Raw genomic sequence first — 15,792 nt, forward strand, 5'->3', positions numbered from 1 at the left:
TCAAAATTCCATCGGCACGAACAGCTATCGAAGCCCGGCGGCTTGCGCGCGTGCGGATTGCCCGCGAACGAGGAGGAGACAGACTGATAGAGGGCTTGCCCATAGCCAACAGCCAGTTCAGCGACGATGTAGGGCTGGACCTGCGATGCGACCGCCCGCACCGCTCCGGGGTACTGCTGCACCTGGATCATCAGGGGCATGAATCCGATCCCGCTCATGTTGATGAGCTGCTGTTCCGCAGCGGTTAGCGGCTGGCCAGCGATGATCTGGTTCACGATCCCAGGATCACCGCCACTCTCGCCCCACATCAGGTTGCGAACCCATCCCTTGATGCCTTGGTAATTCAGGCTGGAAAGCGTCTGCGTGCTGGTCTGCAGGCAGCTCAGCGCGGACGTGTCGGAGGGGTTCGACGGGAAAGCGGGGTAGCTGACGGAGGATGAAGACGCCCAGGCCTGGCACACATTCACCTGGGCGTTTGGAGTGCCGTCCACCATGTCCTTCAGGGATAGGGTGGCTGGGACGTTGATCGGGGTGTCGCCCGCCGTAGCCCCCATGGCCGATGCATCTGTCTGGTCAGCCTGCGACATGCCCGGACGAATGATCTCCGAGCCGACCAAGCTCATCAGGATTTCCTTGGTCACGTTGTCTTGGGAGATCAACTGGTCACTCTGGGAGTTTTCGAGGGCCTTCCAGGTCATGTTGCCGAAGATCAGATCAGTCGCTGCAACGGTCTGCTGCTGCCCGTTGTCGCCGGTCACCGTTGCAGTCTTGCTGGCCAGTGCGGTTTCATTCGTGCCAGGAGCGGACTGCGTGTTGTTGAAAGCCTGGAAGATGTCCGACGCCACGCCAGTTGCCGAAGACATGACTTGCCCAACTGATTTGTCGATGGAAGTGAGGCTATCGCCAACGGACCTGGTAGCCAGCCCATGCGCGAGTTGGCAGGTGTTCTTGAGCGAGCTGTTCATCTTCTGCATCGCGCTCTGGATCGAGGAGAGCAGCGCCCCGCAGGAGTGGCACATCGAGTTGATGGCGAGCTGAAAGGCGTACCCCAACGCCTGCTGACCGATCTGCCGCAGCAGGTTCTCGAAGGCCTGCGCGTTCACAAAGCTGAACGATCCCATGAACAGATCGATGCCGCCGCAGCCTGCGCCGATGTTGGGGGGAGAAAACGACACGAGGTTCACGTCCTGGATCGGCGTGCGCACAGCGACGTAGCCGCCTGAAATTACGCCCGAGTTTTGTGTCTGGTAGACGCCGGGACTGCCGGCGGCGGTGTACATCCCAGAGAGCACTGAGTTGAGGTCGGCCTGCGCAGGCGAGAGGGCTGCGGCAGAGATCAGTAGGCCAGCCGCAAGCATCGCGGCAATGGGTTTCAGGTCAAACGGCATCCCCAGCCTGTCGGCTGGGGAAAACCAAACCTCAGCTTGCAGGGGGCCGGTGCCCGGCCCTTGCGGCTGTCGCCGCTTATTTTTCAGAACATTATTCATTTTCGGTCCTTCGCAGGCGCTGTGAATGGGATAATTTGTGCGCCCCGGTAATCTTGATAAAAAACGTCGTCCGATTCCTGGTAATAGGTCAAATGCACGTACTGCATACTGGTTTGGCATTCCATCAGCAAGGCCCATAGCACTGCATAATGCCCCGCCTTGAAATACGTCAAATGCCGACCCCGCAGAGACGATATTGAGGAGAGCATCTGATCGACGACTTGCTCCACACCCCAAGTTCTTGTAAGCCAAAAAATATGCGTTTCACAGTCGTCAATAATTCGGCACTGCTCCTTTTTGCTGAGAGGCCGAGTGATGATTTTCCCATTATTAGGGTTAACCGTTTCCGCCAGATCTTGCTTAATAGCGCGACGAATTGAATCAAAAACCCAACGCTCCACCTGGATATAAAAATGTCCATCCATGTTCCAGGCCATTATTTTTCTCCCTTGGCCGCCAGGCGAGCCTTCAAAATTTTAACGAGAGCGCGAATTCCACGAATCGAGTATCTACACCCAAAGAATATTGCGGCTTGAATGGGTGTGATAATGGCGGCGGTGAGAAGAAAAAATTCAAGAATTAGTTTGATATTCATTTTGAAATCCTGTAATCGATTCAATTAGTTTTTGGCTTGGCGCCGACAGGCGCAAGGGCGGGCGAATTTTTGCGTTGGAATACCCCCATTCCTTGCCCGCCCCTTTGCACGCCTGGGGTTGCTTTTGCACCCGCGACAGCGGGGTGGCGGGCCGCAGGCCCGTCATGGAGGTTGTGGGTTTGGCAGGCTGCCAAGCTCCAGCGAGGCAGCCTTGCCGCCCCTACTCGTAGGGGCTACTTGTATGAAGTGGTTTTCAGAGGGGGACTGTCCGCCGCTGGGCGCAAAGATGTCCGCCGCTGGGCGTATCGGATCGAGTCGGCGGGTGATGCTGGCCTGCTCGCCCTGCATGGAGCAGTTGAATTGGCCGTCGCAGCTATTGATGGCAGCCAGCGCCCGCCTGATCTGTGACCTCCGCTGGCTGCGGCGGCGGCGGTCCTCTGCGACCGCCCCGAAGACGTGCGCTTCAAGCGCTTCTAACCCGATCTGCCGCGCACCTGTTCGCCCAGTAAACCAGGCACAAAGCCAGGCATAAAGCACGCGAGCAGTAGGCGTTGGCAGCGACCTGTAGATCAACATCGAGATGGGCGCATAGCTCCTGCCCCCCAGCACCGCAGCAGTGCTGCGAGGGTTGAGTCTGACAACGACGCTGCCGGCCTCATCGCCTTGCCCGATTGCCCCGGCCAGCAGGTGTGTGATGCCCCACTCTCCGCTTGCCCCCTCGGCATACACAGTGACCATGGCAAGCCTTTGGAATGCCAGCCTGACACCTTCGCGCGTGTTGCTGCCTGGCCGGTCTGGCAGGCCAGCAACCCTGCAAAGCTCCGCAAGTGTGGTCTTGACTTCGATGGCCTGTGCGGCGCCCGCCGCGTTCTCCTGAGGCTGGGCGTCCTGCGGTGCGTTGGGATGCGGCAGGGCTGGCAACAAGCCGGCGGCGAGCGCGTTTTGCAGGCTTCCGCCGCGTGCGGCGATCGCGAGCAAGGCGAAAAACACGGCTTGCTCAAACTGGCTCATCTCCACGCCCATGACCCTGACTGCGCCGCCTGCAAAGCGTTGCAGAATGCGTACCTCACGGCGCTGCGCCCCATCCGGCAGCGGGCGGAACATGCTGATAAGTCCCAGTGCCATTTCATGCCGCGCAACTTGGCGAGTTCGCTCCACGTCAGCCCTGGCAGCTGCCGGGAAACGCTTGCTGCGCTTCGCCTTGTATTTAGAAGGGGTTTGCATTTTGCCCCCCCTTCTTTTTTTCATGCTTGTTTTCTGACTTATCGCTAATTGTCAGATCGTGAGGTATTAAACAGCCTGATTTTGGAGGTCGCTTGTACCACCTGACTATGTTGATCGGCCCTTCGTTGTTTTTTGTGATTTCCGCTCGACAGTAAAGTTTCTTTTCCGTATCAGGTATCTTTTTCCCATGCTCATCGAACCCATTTTCGCTGCCGTGCATGTTTCTGACATTTATGATCCAGCGCGAATCATCGATAATTGCGGACGAGCCGCGACCCGACGAATCGTCCAAGTTGTCGATCAGTCGTGCGGATTTCGAATTGTGGTGCGCGAAATTGATGTGCGGACCCGCGTCCATCGCGGCAAACTCAAGCTTTCGGAAAATCCGCTTGATTTCACTAGACTTGTTTTCATCAAGACCATGAGCGCGCGATAAGGTGTCAACAATAACAAGTTTCTGCTCTTGGCAGATACTATGAAACCATTTTGCGCAATCGTCATTTTCAAGCGCGAAATCCTTACCCAGTCCGTCGAATACAGTCAGATTTTCAAGCGCCCGCTCCTGGGATTTCCAGTGCCACGGCTCACCGAGATATTGATAATGGTCGATGATGTTCCATAGCCGTCGATGCAATTTCTCGTGAGAATCTTCGAGCGTGAGAATGGTCACCGGGCCGGTGACCACGTTTCCTAGCCCAAGCAAATCGCAGCCGCCCGCAATAGAAAGCGCAAGCTGGTAGAGGAAAAAAGATTTTCCTGATCCCCCTGCGCCGATGGTGCCGCCCACTGTTTTTAATGTCGGGCCGTTTTGGAAGAGGAAGTGAGGGGGTGCAGGGCGAGTTTTCGCCCACCCCGCAACATCGACGCGAGTTGGCAGGGCAATTGGGGTTTGGGCGGAGGCCATCACTCAGCCCCTCGCAGAGCCCGCCGCCGTTCCTCTGCCAGTTGCTCAGCCCGCGTCGGCCGTCCGACTCGACGTTGTCCTCCAAGTGGTGGTTGAGTCTGCTGAGCAGCGTCCGGTGCGTGTTCACCAGACAAAAACTCAGCAATGTCCTGTATGCGGACATAATGCCGCTCACCTTGCCCGCCATAAACTGGCACAGGGAATCGGCTTGTTTTTAGAAGTTCATAGCCTGCCACTTTTCCTTTCCCCAGGATGAGGCGGCTGGCATCTTCAATGCAAATCCGGGCCGGGTATTTTTCCAGCAAAGAACACAAAATGTGCGAATAACGATCCACTTCTGAACCTCATTCATCGGCCAAGCGCGAAGCGCCCAGCGAAACTAAGAGGCGTGAGGGCAGGCGGCCTGCGGCTGGCACGCGCGCACAGCTGCGCCTTGAGCAGCCGTGAACCACGGGGGTTTGCCCCGCGCGTGCTGACCGATCAGGTCAGGGCGGGATCGGGGTGTGCGAAACGGGGGGAGAGAACGGCCGCGACGCGGCGGGAACTGCGCACTGGATCAGAAGGCGGCTGCCTCAACTGCCGGCCGGCGGCAACGAGCAGGCTGCAAAGCTCGTCGGTCAGGTCGAGGCAATCGCGAAGCACTGCCTCGCTAGCCTTGGCTGCAAGCCGCGCCGCCAGGGCGACCAAATCAAAGCGCTTGGCCAGGAGCGCCGCAGCCAAGCCCAAAACCACGATCCCGGCTGGAGGCGCACTGGGCAGGCCGGTCGGCGTGACAGCGGCCCAGAAAGCGTCCTCGAACTGCGGCGAACCGGGCTCAAGCTCGCCCCACACACTACAAGCTGTGAGGTCGAAGTCGGGGGCGAGTTCTAAGGACATGATGAAAGCGTAGCAATCCCAACCATGGAACGCAAGCAAAAGTTCAAAAAAATCCATTTAGAACAACAACTTGTATGCTTACATGCATCGGTATTTCTGGTGCAGTTCTTGGTGCAAATTTGGTGCACTGAGCGGTGAAACCGGACTGAACTACAGTGAACGCTATTGAACCCAAGAAAACAAAAAAGCCCTGACGAATCAGGGCTTTGGTGTAATCTGGCGGAGACGGAGGGATTCGAACCCTCGATGCGCTTTTGGCACATACTCCCTTAGCAGGGGAGCACCTTCGGCCACTCGGTCACGTCTCCAGTTGCCTCAAGTTTCCTTTTGGCAAATTGCTTGTGGCTTCATGCGTTTAGCAAAGTCGGCAATTATTACACGCATTCACCTGCGATCGCCACCTTGACGGAAAACGTCGCGGCTTAGACGCTTTGTTCTAGGTCGAAGGCCTTGTGCAAGGAGCGCACCGCAAGCTCCATGTACTTTTCTTCGATGACCACCGAGACCTTGATTTCCGAGGTGGAGATCATCTGGATGTTGATGCCTTCTTCCGACAGGGTGCGGAACATTTTGCTGGCCACGCCGGCATGCGAGCGCATGCCCATGCCCACGATGGAAACCTTGCACACTTTCGGATCGCCGAGAATTTCCTTGGCGCCGATGTGGGCCTGCACGCTGGACTTGAGAATGTCGAGCGCACGCGCGTAATCGCCCCGGCCCACGGTGAAGGTGAAGTCGGTGAAACCGGCCACGCTCTGGTTTTGCAGAATCATGTCGACTTCGATATTGGCCTCGCCCACGGCGCTGAGAATCTGATAGGCGATGCCGGGCCGGTCGGGCACGCCAACCACGATGATCTTGGCTTCGTCGCGGGCAAAGGCGATACCCGACACCACGGCTTGTTCCATGTTTTCGTCTTCCTCAAAGGTGATGAGTGTGCCGCTGCGCGACTCTTGCTCCAGCGGCAAGTCCCACGGGGTCAGGCTGGAGAGCACGCGCAGGCGAACCTTGTACTTGCCCGCGAATTCCACCGAGCGGATTTGCAGCACCTTGGAGCCCAGGCTGGCCATTTCCAGCATTTCTTCGAAGGTGATGGTGTCGAGCCGCCGGGCTTCGGGCACGATGCGCGGATCGGTGGTGTAGACGCCGTCGACGTCGGTGTAGATCTGGCATTCGTCGGCCTGCAAGGCCGCTGCGAGCGCCACGCCCGAGGTATCTGAGCCGCCCCGGCCCAGGGTGGTGATGTTGCCCTGCGCGTCCACGCCTTGAAACCCGGCAACAACGGGGATGATGCCCTGAGCGAGATCGGCCTTGAGTTTGTCGGCGTCGATGGATTCGATGCGGGCCTTGGTGAAGGCGCTGTCGGTATGCACGGCGATCTGCGCGCCGGTGTAGCTTCGAGCTTTGCGCCCCAGCGCCTGCAGCGCCATGGACAGCAGGCCGATGGTGACCTGCTCGCCGGTCGATGCCACGACGTCGAGTTCGCGCGGATCGGGCTGGGGTTGGATTTCTTTGGCCAGCGCGATCAGGCGATTGGTTTCACCCGACATCGCGGAGACCACCACCACGACCTGATGCCCGGCTTCGTGCCATTTGGCCACGCGCCGGGCCACGTTTTTGATCCGTTCGGCTGACCCCACCGAGGTGCCGCCGTATTTCTGGACGATGAGTGCCATGAGAAATGCGTTCGAGAGCTGCGAAAGTCTCTTTGCCCGGCGCACGATGCACCTGACCGTTTCGCTGCAAAGCTTCGCATTCTAGGCGTTCTCTGCTGCGGCATCGCCCCATTTCAAACGCAGACAAGCCCCCTGACGCTGAAGGATGCAGCCTGGCAGACGCAGTTCGAGGCGATGCGCGCCCTGCCCAGTCCGCAAGACTTGTCGCACTAGTTCGTCGGTCCGCGCACGGTCCAGTCGCTGCCCGTTTTGCCGCAGCCAGAGCCGCAACACTTCGCTGGCGGCGGCCGCGCCCAGGGCGCGCAAGGCGGCAAGATCCACCCCCTGGGGTTGCAGGCAGAGGCGCAATTGCTGCGCCGCCGTCGATTGAATCTGCCCGTCGGCCGCGGCGCACAAGGCGGCGCTGCGGCCCAGCGTCTGCCGATAGGCGGGTTCGAGCCGGGCGAGAACCGGCACCAGTTCATGCCGGATGCGGCTGCGCCGGAACGCGGGGTCGGCGTTCATCGGATCGTCCAAAAAGCTCACCGCCTGCGACTTAAGCCAGCTCCGCAATTCGGCCGCGCCGCAGTCCAGCAAGGGTCGCGCAAAGCTGCAGCCGTGGCGCTGCATCTGCGCGGGCATCGCCGCCAGGCCGCGCGGCCCTGCCCCGCGCAACAAGGCGAGCAAGAGCGTCTCAACCTGATCGTCCCCATGCTGCGCAAGCAGAACCACCGCGCAGTTTTGCTCGCGCGCAAGCTTGGCCAGCGCCAAATAGCGGGCCTCGCGCGCGACTTCTTCCAAGCTCTGTCCCTGCGCCACATCGACCTGCAGAGTGGCCTCGGCATACGCCACATCGAGGGCGGCGCAGGCTTGGGCGCAATGTTGCGCGAACAACTGGGCCGAGGTTTGCAAGCCATGATTGACGTGCAAGGCACAAAGCCGCCCACAGCCCCAGAGCGTGCGGGCCGCGAGCAGCAAAGCCGTGGAATCGGCCCCGCCGCTGAAAGCTATGCCGATTCTCTCGGCCTGGGCGACGCCGGGGTGTTGCGACGCGAAACGCTTGAGCGCGGCAAGCGCGGGGTTGTTCAGCAAGGGCAGCGCCGACTGTGCAGCCGACGAGGTGGACCCATCAAGTGAACCGACGAAGGTGGTCAACGTCCCGCCGTCTTGGTGTCTTCGAATTTGCCAAAGCCCTGCAGCCGCTCCAGCCGCTGCTTCACCAGATCGGCCGGCTTGGTGTGCTGAAAGTGGCGCAGCGATTCGCCCAGCGCGCGCTTGAGCGAAGCCGCCATCGCCGCAGGGTCGCGGTGTGCGCCGCCCACCGGCTCGTTGACGATCTTGTCCACCAGGCCCAGCGCCTTGAGCCGATGCGCCGTGAGACCCAGCGCCTCGGCGGCTTCCGGCGCTCTTTCCGCGCTCTTCCAAAGTATGGAGGCGCAGCCCTCGGGTGAAATCACCGAGTAGATCGAATACTGCAGCATGAGCAACTGGTCGCACACCGCAATAGCTAACGCCCCGCCCGATCCGCCCTCACCGATGATGGTGGAAATGATGGGCACTTCGAGTTGCGCCATCTCGTAGATATTGCGGCCAATGGCTTCGGACTGGCTGCGCTCCTCAGCATCGATGCCGGGATAGGCGCCAGGCGTATCGACAAAGGTGAAAATAGGCAGGTGGAATTTTTCGGCCATTTTCATCAGCCGCAGCGCCTTGCGATAGCCCTCGGGCTTGGGCATGCCAAAGTTACGCATCGCGCGCTCTTTGGTGTCGCGCCCTTTCTGGTGGCCGATCACCATGCAGGCCTGCCCGCCCAGACGCGCCAGGCCGCCCACGATGGACAGGTCGTCGGCAAAGGCGCGATCGCCGTGCAGCTCGTGAAAGTCGGTGAAGATCTGGTGGGCGTAGTCGAGGGTGTAAGGCCGCTGGGCGTGCCGCGCAATCTGCGTGGTCTGCCAGGGCGTGAGCTTGGCGTAGAGGTCTTTGGTGAGCTGCTGGCTTTTTTTCTGCAAGCGCCCGATTTCTTCGGAGATATCGACGGCAGACTCATCTTGCACAAAGCGCAGTTCGTCGATTTTGTTCTCGAGTTCGGCAACCGGTTGCTCGAAATCGAGAAAGACTTTTTTGCTCATATTCACCTCGGGAAATGATCCGCTCCTGCGTTGCAAACATGCAAAACAATGCGCAAATCAATACGCAACCGGCAACGGGTCCAGACTGCGCCAAATATACCAAGTCCCCACTGAACGCCACGGCGCCCAGGCGGCCGCCACTTCGCGCACCTCGCTCTGGGTCACGGGCTCGCCGGCGAAGTAAGTCTGGCTCACGCCTTTGATCAGCCCCAGATCGCCCAAGGGCAGGACGTCCGGGCGCATGAGGTGAAAGATCAGAAACATGTCCGCCGTCCAGCGGCCAATCCCGCGGATGGTCAGCAGTTCAGCGGCGATGGCCTCGTCGTGCATCTCTTGCCATTGGTCCGGATGCACCTCCCCGGCGTGGAATTTGACGGCGAGGTCGCGCACATAGCCCGCCTTGCGACCCGACAGGCCGCAAGCACGTAGAGCCTCGTCATCGAGGCCGACCAGATGTTCCGGCGCGACTTGGGGCACGGCGGCACAGAGCCGATCCCAGACCGTCTGCGCCGCCTTGACGGAAATCTGCTGACCGATGATGGAACGCGCCAGAGTCTGAAACGGATCTCCCCGGCTTTGCAGCCGCGTGCCCGCATGCGTCTTGATGAGTTTGCGCATCACGCGATCGGTGCGCTGCAGGTGGGCGCAGGCCTTGTCCCAATCGAGCGGGATGGGGCCTTTGGTGGACACGACCGTATCCGACCAAGCCGGTGCTCGCGCCATCAAGCCGCCCTCCATACCGTGATCCCGCCCGGCTTGTCTTCGAGCACGATGCCCTTGGCGCTGAGCTCGGCGCGGATGCGATCGGCCTCGGCAAAGTTGCGCGCCTGTTTGGCGGCGATGCGTTCCTGCACCAATTGCTCCACCCACGCCGCATCCACCGCGGCGGCCTTGCTTTGCAGGAACTCGCGCGGGTTCTGCTGCAGCAGACCGAGCACGCCGCCCAACCCTTTCAGCAGCGCCGCTAGATCGGCATCGCCCGTTTTGTTGACCTCGGTCGCCAACTCGAACAACACCGCCATGGCCTCGGGTGTATTGAGATCGTCATTCATCGCGGCGGCAAAGGCCTGCGCGCGCGGGTGGCTCCAGTCGAGCCGTGCAGGCAGATCAGCGAACGGGTCGAGCGCGGTGTAGAGACGGGTGAGCGCAGCGTGGGCGTCTTGCAGGTGTTCGTCGCTGTAGTTCAGCGGGCTGCGATAGTGCGCACGGACGATGAACAGCCGCACGGTTTCGGCGTCCACATGCTGGAGGATGTCGCGGATGGTGAAAAAATTGCCCAGCGATTTGGACATTTTCTCGCCGTCCACCCGCACAAACCCGTTGTGCAGCCAGACATTGGCCATGGGCTTGCCGCTGGCCCCCTCGCTTTGCGCGATTTCGTTCTCGTGATGCGGAAATTGCAGATCGGCCCCGCCGCCGTGAATATCGAAAGTCTCACCCAGCAGTGCGCAGCTCATGGCCGAACATTCGATATGCCAGCCGGGTCGGCCCGGGCCGTCATCGGAAGGCCATTTCACCTCCTCGGGCTCGGCGGGTTTGGCCGCTTTCCACAGCACAAAGTCCAGCGGATCTTGCTTGGCGGTATCGACCTCCACGCGCTCTCCCGCGCGCAGTTCATCGAGCGACTTGCCCGACAACTTGCCGTAGCCGGGAAACGCGCGCACATGAAAGTTCACATCGCCCGCGCTGTCGCGATAGGCCAGACCGCGCGTTTTGAGCTTGCCGATCAGGTCGAGCATCTGCGGCACATAGTCGGTGGCGCGCGGCTCATGCGTAGGCCGCTCCACGCCAAGGGCGTCGGCATCTTCGTGCATGGCGGCGATGAAGCGATCGGTCAAGGCACGGATGGTTTCGCCGTTTTCCTGCGCGCGGCGAATGATTTTGTCGTCGATGTCGGTGATGTTGCGCACATAGGTGACGCGCAAGCCCTGCGCCTTGAGCCAGCGCTGCAGCAGATCGAACACCACCATCACCCGCGCGTGCCCGATATGACAGTAGTCGTACACCGTCATGCCGCAAACATACATGCGGACATGGCCTGGCTCGATGGGCACGAAACGGTCTTTCCCGCGGGTGAGGGTATTGTGTAGATGCAACGCAGTCATGGAATTGGGTTTGGGAACAGCGGTTTGTGCGCGGGCGCGCCATGTCCCCAGATAAAATTAAAAACTTAGCACAAGCAGCCAGTTTCCGGCTTGACGCGCTGCACTTGAATCCGCGCTGCGCATCGCCAGTCCGCACGGCGCTTGTCCAGACTTCAAACCACTCACTTAGTCACCCAATGCGAAATCGCCTCCTCGCCACCCTGATCGCCCTCACGCTGAGTGCACCAACCGTCTGGGCGGCAGACGCAGCCAGTGTCAGCCAAAGTCTGCAAAAAGGCGACCTGAGCAGTGCGCTGACGCAGGTGGACACGCTGCTGGCGCAAAAGCCCAAAGACCCGCAGTACCAGTTTTTGAAAGGCGTCATCCTCACCGAGCAGAAAAAAGACGCCCAGGCCATCAAAATCTTTCAGTCGCTCACCGAGCAATACCCCGAACTGCCCGAGCCCTACAACAATCTGGCCGTGCTGTATGCCCAGCAAGGCCAGTACGACAAGGCCCGCGCCGCGCTCGATATGGCCATACGCACCAACCCGAGCTACGCCACCGCGCAGGCCAATCTGGGCGATATTTACGCCAAGCTCGCCAGCCAAGCCTACCAAAAGGCGCTGCAACTCGCCCCCGATGAAAACGCCAGCGCCCGAGTCAAGCTCAACCTGATTCGCGAATTGTTCGAGCAGGGCAAAAATCCCGCCGTTCAAACCGCCTCTGCGGCACCCTTGAAAGTGACCACGGCGCAGCCCGCGAAAGAAACCAACGCCGAGGCCAAGCCCGCTGCGGCCGCGCCTGCGCCGAAGCCGATGGTGGTCGCCGCCGAAAAACCCGCGGCCAAACCCGAGCCCGCGTCGACGGCCCCGGTTGCCGCCAAGCCTGCCGCGCCCGCACCCGCTGAAAACAAACCGGCGCCCGCCGCTGCGCCTGCGCAGACCAACGCCAGCGAACAGGCGGCGGTGTCCGACGCGGTCGAGCGCTGGGCCGACGCCTGGCAAAACAAGAATCTGCCCGGCTATTTCGCCGCCTACGCCCCCAATTTCAAGCCTGACAAGGGTATGAGCCTGAGCGCCTGGAAGGATCAGCGCCGCACTCGTATTTCCGACAAAGCCAAGATCACGGTGAAAGTGCACGCGCTCAAGGTGCAGATCGACGGTGACAAAGCCACCGCGCGCTTCCGTCAGCACTACACCTCCGGCTCGCTCGATTTTGACGGCCCGAAAACCCTGCAAATGCAGCGTGAAAACGGCAAGTGGCTGATCGTGCGCGAGATCGTCGGCTGAATAGCCACTCTAGCCACTGCAAAGCGCCTCATTTAGGCTGTGATTTCAAGCCCTCGCATCGATCCGCTGTGAAGCCCGCATTCCGCCGCCCGCCTCTGCGCAAGTTGTTGCCATGGGCGCTGCTGTGCGTGCCGCTGGTGTTCGCGGCCCGCGCCGCGACCGACTACAACGCGGTGCCCAGCGCCGCACCGGGCAGTCGTCTGCTGCATGACCCGGCGGCCGAACCGACAGGCGAGTTGGCCAGCAACGCCGCAGGCCCGTCCACCGGTTCAGTGCAGCAACCCGTCGTTTCGGCGCGCACCCTGCTCAAACTCACCACCTCGCTGAGCGCGCCTCCTAGCCAGGACGGCGCGGAACGGCGCCTGCTCCACGCTTACGCCGAAGTCGCTGCCGGCCACCTCGACGCGGCGCGGGCGCAAGCCGAGCAACTGGCGCGGGACTACCCGCATTTCTCCCTGGCGCAATTGCTTCTGGGCGATGTCATGCAAGCCAGCGCCGGAAACCCTGCGGGCTTCGCCGCGGCCCCGCCGCCCGCGCTTTCGGAACAACAGGCGCAGCAACACGCCCGCGTTCTGGAACTTCGGGCGGAGGCCCTGGCCCGCCTCGCCGCCTACACCGCACCGCCCCCGACCGGGGCGATTGCCGCCAATCTGGTGGCGCTGGCGCCCGACGTGCAGCGCGCCATCGTGGTGGATACCGCCCGTTCGCGTCTGTATCTTTTTGAGCAGCGCAACGGCGTGCCCCAGCTCGAGGCGAGCTACTACTTCAGCCAGGGCAAATTCGGCGCGGGCAAGACCCAGGTCGGCGATATGAAAACGCCGCTGGGCATTTACTTCATCACCCGCAAAATCGGCGCCAAAGACCTCAAACCGCTCTACGGCGCCGGCGCGCTCACGCTGAACTACCCCAACGAGTGGGACAAGCAGCAAGGCCATACCGGCTTTGGCGTCTGGCTGCACGGCACACCGCCGGGCAGCTATGCCCGCGTTCCCTTGGCATCTGACGGCTGCGTGGTGCTGTCCAACCCGGACGTGCTCAGCCTCATGGCCGACACCCCGGCGGGCAGCACCCCGGTGGTCATCACCCGCCATGTGCAATGGCTGAGCGTCTCGCAGTGGACTGCCCAGCGCCAGCGCATCACGGCGCAGTTGCAGACCGACGTCGTTCAGGCGGCTGCGCAAGGTGCGCGTCCGCAAGACACGCTCGCCGCCAGCGCCTCGGCGCTGAATACTGCGCACGCGCCTGCGCGCAACCCATCCATCACCCCCGGCGCGCTCACCGTCCTGCAATACCCGGGGCAAAGGGTGGTGCAGTACAGTGCGGCCGGTGCGCCCTCCAGCCCGCTCTATCGTCAGTACTGGGCCCAGCGCAACAACCAGTGGCAACTCATTTTTCAAGGAAGCGTTTCGTAATGAATTCCAGCCTGACCACCCCGTTCCACTCATCGCTCCCCAATTGGCGACGCATCATGCGGCGGCACATCGCCCCCATACTCGCCGCGCTGAGCTTGGTGTCCGCAGCGGCCCTGCCCGCAGCACACGCCGCCGAAGCCCCCGCCGCGCAACCCAAGGTGGAATTCGTCACCACCATGGGCAATTTCGTGGTGCAGCTCGACCCGGCCCGCGCGCCCAAAACCGTGGCCAATTTTCTCGACTATGTGAAAAGCGGCTTCTACAAAGGCACCATTTTTCACCGCGTGATTCCCGGCTTCATGGTGCAAGGCGGCGGTTTCACCGCCGACATGCAGAAAAAACCCACCCGCGCGCCCATTCCGCTGGAGAGTCAGAACGGCCTGCGCAACCTCAAGGGCACCATCGCCATGGCGCGCACCTCCGACCCCAACTCGGCCACCTCGCAGTTCTTCGTCAACGTGGTCGACAACCCCAGCCTCGACTATCCCAAGCCCGACGGCTACGGCTACGCCGTGTTCGGCAAGGTCATTTCAGGCATGAACGTGATCGAAAAGATCGTGGCCGTGCCGACCAAGAACGAAGGCATGTTCCAGGACGTGCCCGTCAAGCCCATCGTCATCGAAGACGCCAAACTCCTCAACTAAAGCTGAAAACAGAAAGCCCATCATGGTCGAACTCCAAACCAACCACGGCAACATCCGCATCGAACTCGACACCGAGCACGCCCCCAAGTCGAGCGAAAACTTCCTGGCCTATGTGCGCTCGGGCCACTTTGACGGCACCGTATTTCACCGCGTGATCGACGGTTTCATGATCCAGGGCGGCGGCTTCGAGCCCGGCATGAAGCAAAAGCCCACCCTCGCCCCGATTCAGAACGAAGCCAACAACGGCCTCAAAAACGACCGCTACACCCTCGCCATGGCCCGCACCTCCGATCCGCATTCGGCCACCGCGCAGTTTTTCATCAACGTCGCCGACAACGCCTTCCTCAACCACACCGCCCCCACGGCGCAAGGCTGGGGCTACGCCGTGTTCGGCAAAGTGGTCGAGGGGCAGGACGTGGTGGACAAGATCAAGAGTGTGAAAACCGGCCGCAAGGGCTTTCACGACGACGTGCCGCAAGAAGACGTGGTCATCCTCAAAGCCGTCGAAGTCTGACAACGGCATCACCGCAAAATCAGGGCGGCGGTTCGCGTGTCGGCTAACTCCTTGTCCGCAGAGGACGCCGCGCACGCCCCCCGCCCCGAGCCCGCGTTCCCCAGCCTGATTGCCCCGCCTACCTGGCGGCGCATCGCCCTCGTCTCCGATCTTCATCTAGGTGCGCTGGCCCCGCGCACCACCCAGACCTTCATCGCCTGGCTAGCCGACGCCGCCCGCGCGGCCGACGCCCTGTTCATCCTGGGCGACCTGTTCGAGGCCTGGATCGGCGACGATCTGCTCGACCCCGCCGCGCTGACCGTCGCACCTGAAGACGCCGCCTGCGCCCAAGACATTGCGGGCGCGCTGCGCGCCTACACCGATTCGGGCCGCTCCCTGTTCGTGCAGCACGGCAACCGCGACTTTCTGCTCGGCCAGCGGTTCCAGCAAGCCACCGGCGCGCAGCTCCTTCCCGACCCCGTGGTGCTCACGTTTCAGGCCGAGCGCATCCTCCTCACCCACGGCGACCAGCTCTGCACCGCCGACACCGCCTACCAACAATTTCGCGCCACCGTCCGCTACGCCGAGTGGCAGCGGCAAGTGCTGGCCCAGCCGCTGGCTGCGCGCGTGCTGCAGGCCCGCGCCATGCGCGCCGCCAGCAACGCCGCGCAAGCCCGCCCCGAAAACTGGGCCGACGCCGACCCCGCCGAGGCCCGCCGCTGGCTAGACCGCGCCGCCTGCACCTGGATGATCCACGGCCACACCCACCGCCCGCGCAACCACTGGCAAGGCGGAGAGCTACGGCAAGTCCTCTCCGACTGGGACTACGACGCCCCCGGCAGCGCCCCGCCCCGCGCGCAAGCCCTCTGGCTCTGCGCCCAGGGCCAGGGCATCGAAGTCAGCAGCCAGCGCTGCGACTGACGTCTTTTCACCCCCCTCTAGCGCACAGGCTGGGGGGTTGTTGCACCGATTGATACAAAAAATACCGTTCGTCGGC

The 15,792-nt window shown here is 61.7% G+C and carries 16 protein-coding genes and 1 tRNA gene; 5 read left to right on the forward strand and 12 right to left on the reverse strand.

From position 1 onward, the window contains the following. From B3H47_RS08590 to cysS, 12 genes are all read right to left on the reverse strand, one after another. The coding region (locus B3H47_RS08590; protein ID WP_286986730.1) for a conjugal transfer protein TraH at nucleotides 1–1,487 on the reverse strand (1,487 nt) is incomplete at its 3' end. Beyond that, nucleotides 1,484–1,924, reverse strand: coding sequence for a hypothetical protein (locus B3H47_RS08595; RefSeq protein WP_276708909.1), 441 nt, complete (start codon nucleotides 1,922–1,924; stop codon nucleotides 1,484–1,486). The genes B3H47_RS08595 and B3H47_RS08590, both read right to left, overlap by 4 nt. Continuing rightward, nucleotides 1,924–2,082 (reverse strand): hypothetical protein, encoded by a 159-nt coding sequence (locus B3H47_RS08600; RefSeq protein WP_276708911.1) that lies wholly within the window; start codon nucleotides 2,080–2,082, stop codon nucleotides 1,924–1,926. The genes B3H47_RS08595 and B3H47_RS08600 overlap by 1 nt, the downstream gene beginning before the upstream one ends. A gap of 162 nt (nucleotides 2,083–2,244) precedes the next feature. After that, nucleotides 2,245–3,306, reverse strand: a complete 1,062-nt coding sequence (gene repC, locus B3H47_RS08605) for a replication protein C, IncQ-type (protein WP_276708912.1) — start codon at nucleotides 3,304–3,306, stop codon at nucleotides 2,245–2,247. Then, nucleotides 3,290–4,210, reverse strand: a complete 921-nt coding sequence (locus B3H47_RS08610; protein ID WP_276708914.1) for an AAA family ATPase — start codon at nucleotides 4,208–4,210, stop codon at nucleotides 3,290–3,292. Before B3H47_RS08610 ends, repC begins: the two co-directional genes overlap by 17 nt. Nucleotides 4,211–4,690: 480 nt before the next feature. Beyond that, nucleotides 4,691–5,086 carry a hypothetical protein gene (locus tag B3H47_RS08615; RefSeq protein WP_286986731.1) on the reverse strand — a complete coding sequence of 132 codons (396 nt, stop codon included), beginning with the start codon at nucleotides 5,084–5,086 and terminating at the stop codon, nucleotides 4,691–4,693. Between the two features lie 217 nt (nucleotides 5,087–5,303). Next, nucleotides 5,304–5,394, reverse strand: a tRNA-Ser gene (locus tag B3H47_RS08620). Nucleotides 5,395–5,508: 114 nt separating this feature from the next. Then, nucleotides 5,509–6,762, reverse strand: coding sequence for an aspartate kinase (locus B3H47_RS08625; RefSeq protein WP_276708916.1), 1,254 nt, complete (start codon nucleotides 6,760–6,762; stop codon nucleotides 5,509–5,511). An 81-nt stretch (nucleotides 6,763–6,843) separates the two neighbouring features. Beyond that, on the reverse strand, nucleotides 6,844–7,896 hold the full coding sequence (gene tilS / locus B3H47_RS08630) for a tRNA lysidine(34) synthetase TilS (protein ID WP_286986732.1): 1,053 nt from the start codon (nucleotides 7,894–7,896) through the stop codon (nucleotides 6,844–6,846). Beyond that, the gene (locus B3H47_RS08635; protein WP_286986733.1) at nucleotides 7,893–8,870 is read right to left on the reverse strand and encodes an acetyl-CoA carboxylase carboxyltransferase subunit alpha; all 978 of its coding nucleotides are present in this window, start codon (nucleotides 8,868–8,870) and stop codon (nucleotides 7,893–7,895) included. The genes tilS and B3H47_RS08635 overlap by 4 nt, the downstream gene beginning before the upstream one ends. Before the next feature lie 57 nt (nucleotides 8,871–8,927). Next, nucleotides 8,928–9,560, reverse strand: a complete 633-nt coding sequence (locus B3H47_RS08640) for a DNA-3-methyladenine glycosylase (protein WP_324343497.1) — start codon at nucleotides 9,558–9,560, stop codon at nucleotides 8,928–8,930. 32 nt (nucleotides 9,561–9,592) lie between these two features. Continuing rightward, the gene (gene cysS, locus B3H47_RS08645; RefSeq protein WP_013122195.1) at nucleotides 9,593–10,975 is read right to left on the reverse strand and encodes a cysteine--tRNA ligase; all 1,383 of its coding nucleotides are present in this window, start codon (nucleotides 10,973–10,975) and stop codon (nucleotides 9,593–9,595) included. A 176-nt stretch (nucleotides 10,976–11,151) separates the two neighbouring features. Between cysS and B3H47_RS08650 the strand changes: the two genes are divergently transcribed. From B3H47_RS08650 to B3H47_RS08670, 5 genes are all read left to right on the forward strand, one after another. Then, a complete protein-coding gene (locus B3H47_RS08650) occupies nucleotides 11,152–12,246 on the forward strand; it encodes a L,D-transpeptidase Cds6 family protein (RefSeq protein ID WP_286986734.1) in 1,095 nt (364 codons plus the stop codon). 68 nt (nucleotides 12,247–12,314) lie between these two features. After that, nucleotides 12,315–13,658 carry a L,D-transpeptidase family protein gene (locus tag B3H47_RS08655; protein WP_286986735.1) on the forward strand — a complete coding sequence of 448 codons (1,344 nt, stop codon included), beginning with the start codon at nucleotides 12,315–12,317 and terminating at the stop codon, nucleotides 13,656–13,658. A gap of 56 nt (nucleotides 13,659–13,714) precedes the next feature. Then, entirely contained in the window at nucleotides 13,715–14,302 is a 588-nt protein-coding gene (locus B3H47_RS08660) for a peptidylprolyl isomerase (RefSeq protein WP_414718238.1), read from the forward strand. Nucleotides 14,303–14,324: 22 nt separating this feature from the next. Next, nucleotides 14,325–14,816, forward strand: coding sequence for a peptidylprolyl isomerase (locus B3H47_RS08665; protein WP_013104570.1), 492 nt, complete (start codon nucleotides 14,325–14,327; stop codon nucleotides 14,814–14,816). Between the two features lie 51 nt (nucleotides 14,817–14,867). Further along, a complete protein-coding gene (locus B3H47_RS08670) occupies nucleotides 14,868–15,716 on the forward strand; it encodes a UDP-2,3-diacylglucosamine diphosphatase (RefSeq protein ID WP_286986737.1) in 849 nt (282 codons plus the stop codon). Nucleotides 15,717–15,792 lie beyond the last annotated feature (76 nt).

It is taken from the genome of Thiomonas sp. UBA7699 (assembly GCF_002482605.1).
Classification (GTDB): domain Bacteria; phylum Pseudomonadota; class Gammaproteobacteria; order Burkholderiales; family Burkholderiaceae_C; genus Thiomonas; species Thiomonas arsenitoxydans.

What these genes read in the sequence shown, in the direction of transcription:
- B3H47_RS08595 (WP_276708909.1), bottom strand. Translation starts at nt 1,924, where the DNA reads ATGGCCTGGAACATGGATGGACATTTTTATATCCAGGTGGAGCGTTGG.
- B3H47_RS08600 (WP_276708911.1), bottom strand. Translation starts at nt 2,082, where the DNA reads ATGAATATCAAACTAATTCTTGAATTTTTTCTTCTCACCGCCGCCATT.
- repC (WP_276708912.1), bottom strand. Translation starts at nt 3,306, where the DNA reads ATGCAAACCCCTTCTAAATACAAGGCGAAGCGCAGCAAGCGTTTCCCG.
- B3H47_RS08610 (WP_276708914.1), bottom strand. Translation starts at nt 4,210, where the DNA reads ATGGCCTCCGCCCAAACCCCAATTGCCCTGCCAACTCGCGTCGATGTT.
- B3H47_RS08615 (WP_286986731.1), bottom strand. Translation starts at nt 5,086, where the DNA reads ATGTCCTTAGAACTCGCCCCCGACTTCGACCTCACAGCTTGTAGTGTG.
- B3H47_RS08625 (WP_276708916.1), bottom strand. Translation starts at nt 6,762, where the DNA reads ATGGCACTCATCGTCCAGAAATACGGCGGCACCTCGGTGGGGTCAGCC.
- B3H47_RS08635 (WP_286986733.1), bottom strand. Translation starts at nt 8,870, where the DNA reads ATGAGCAAAAAAGTCTTTCTCGATTTCGAGCAACCGGTTGCCGAACTC.
- cysS (WP_013122195.1), bottom strand. Translation starts at nt 10,975, where the DNA reads ATGACTGCGTTGCATCTACACAATACCCTCACCCGCGGGAAAGACCGT.
- B3H47_RS08650 (WP_286986734.1), top strand. Translation starts at nt 11,152, where the DNA reads ATGCGAAATCGCCTCCTCGCCACCCTGATCGCCCTCACGCTGAGTGCA.
- B3H47_RS08660 (WP_414718238.1), top strand. Translation starts at nt 13,715, where the DNA reads ATGCGGCGGCACATCGCCCCCATACTCGCCGCGCTGAGCTTGGTGTCC.
- B3H47_RS08665 (WP_013104570.1), top strand. Translation starts at nt 14,325, where the DNA reads ATGGTCGAACTCCAAACCAACCACGGCAACATCCGCATCGAACTCGAC.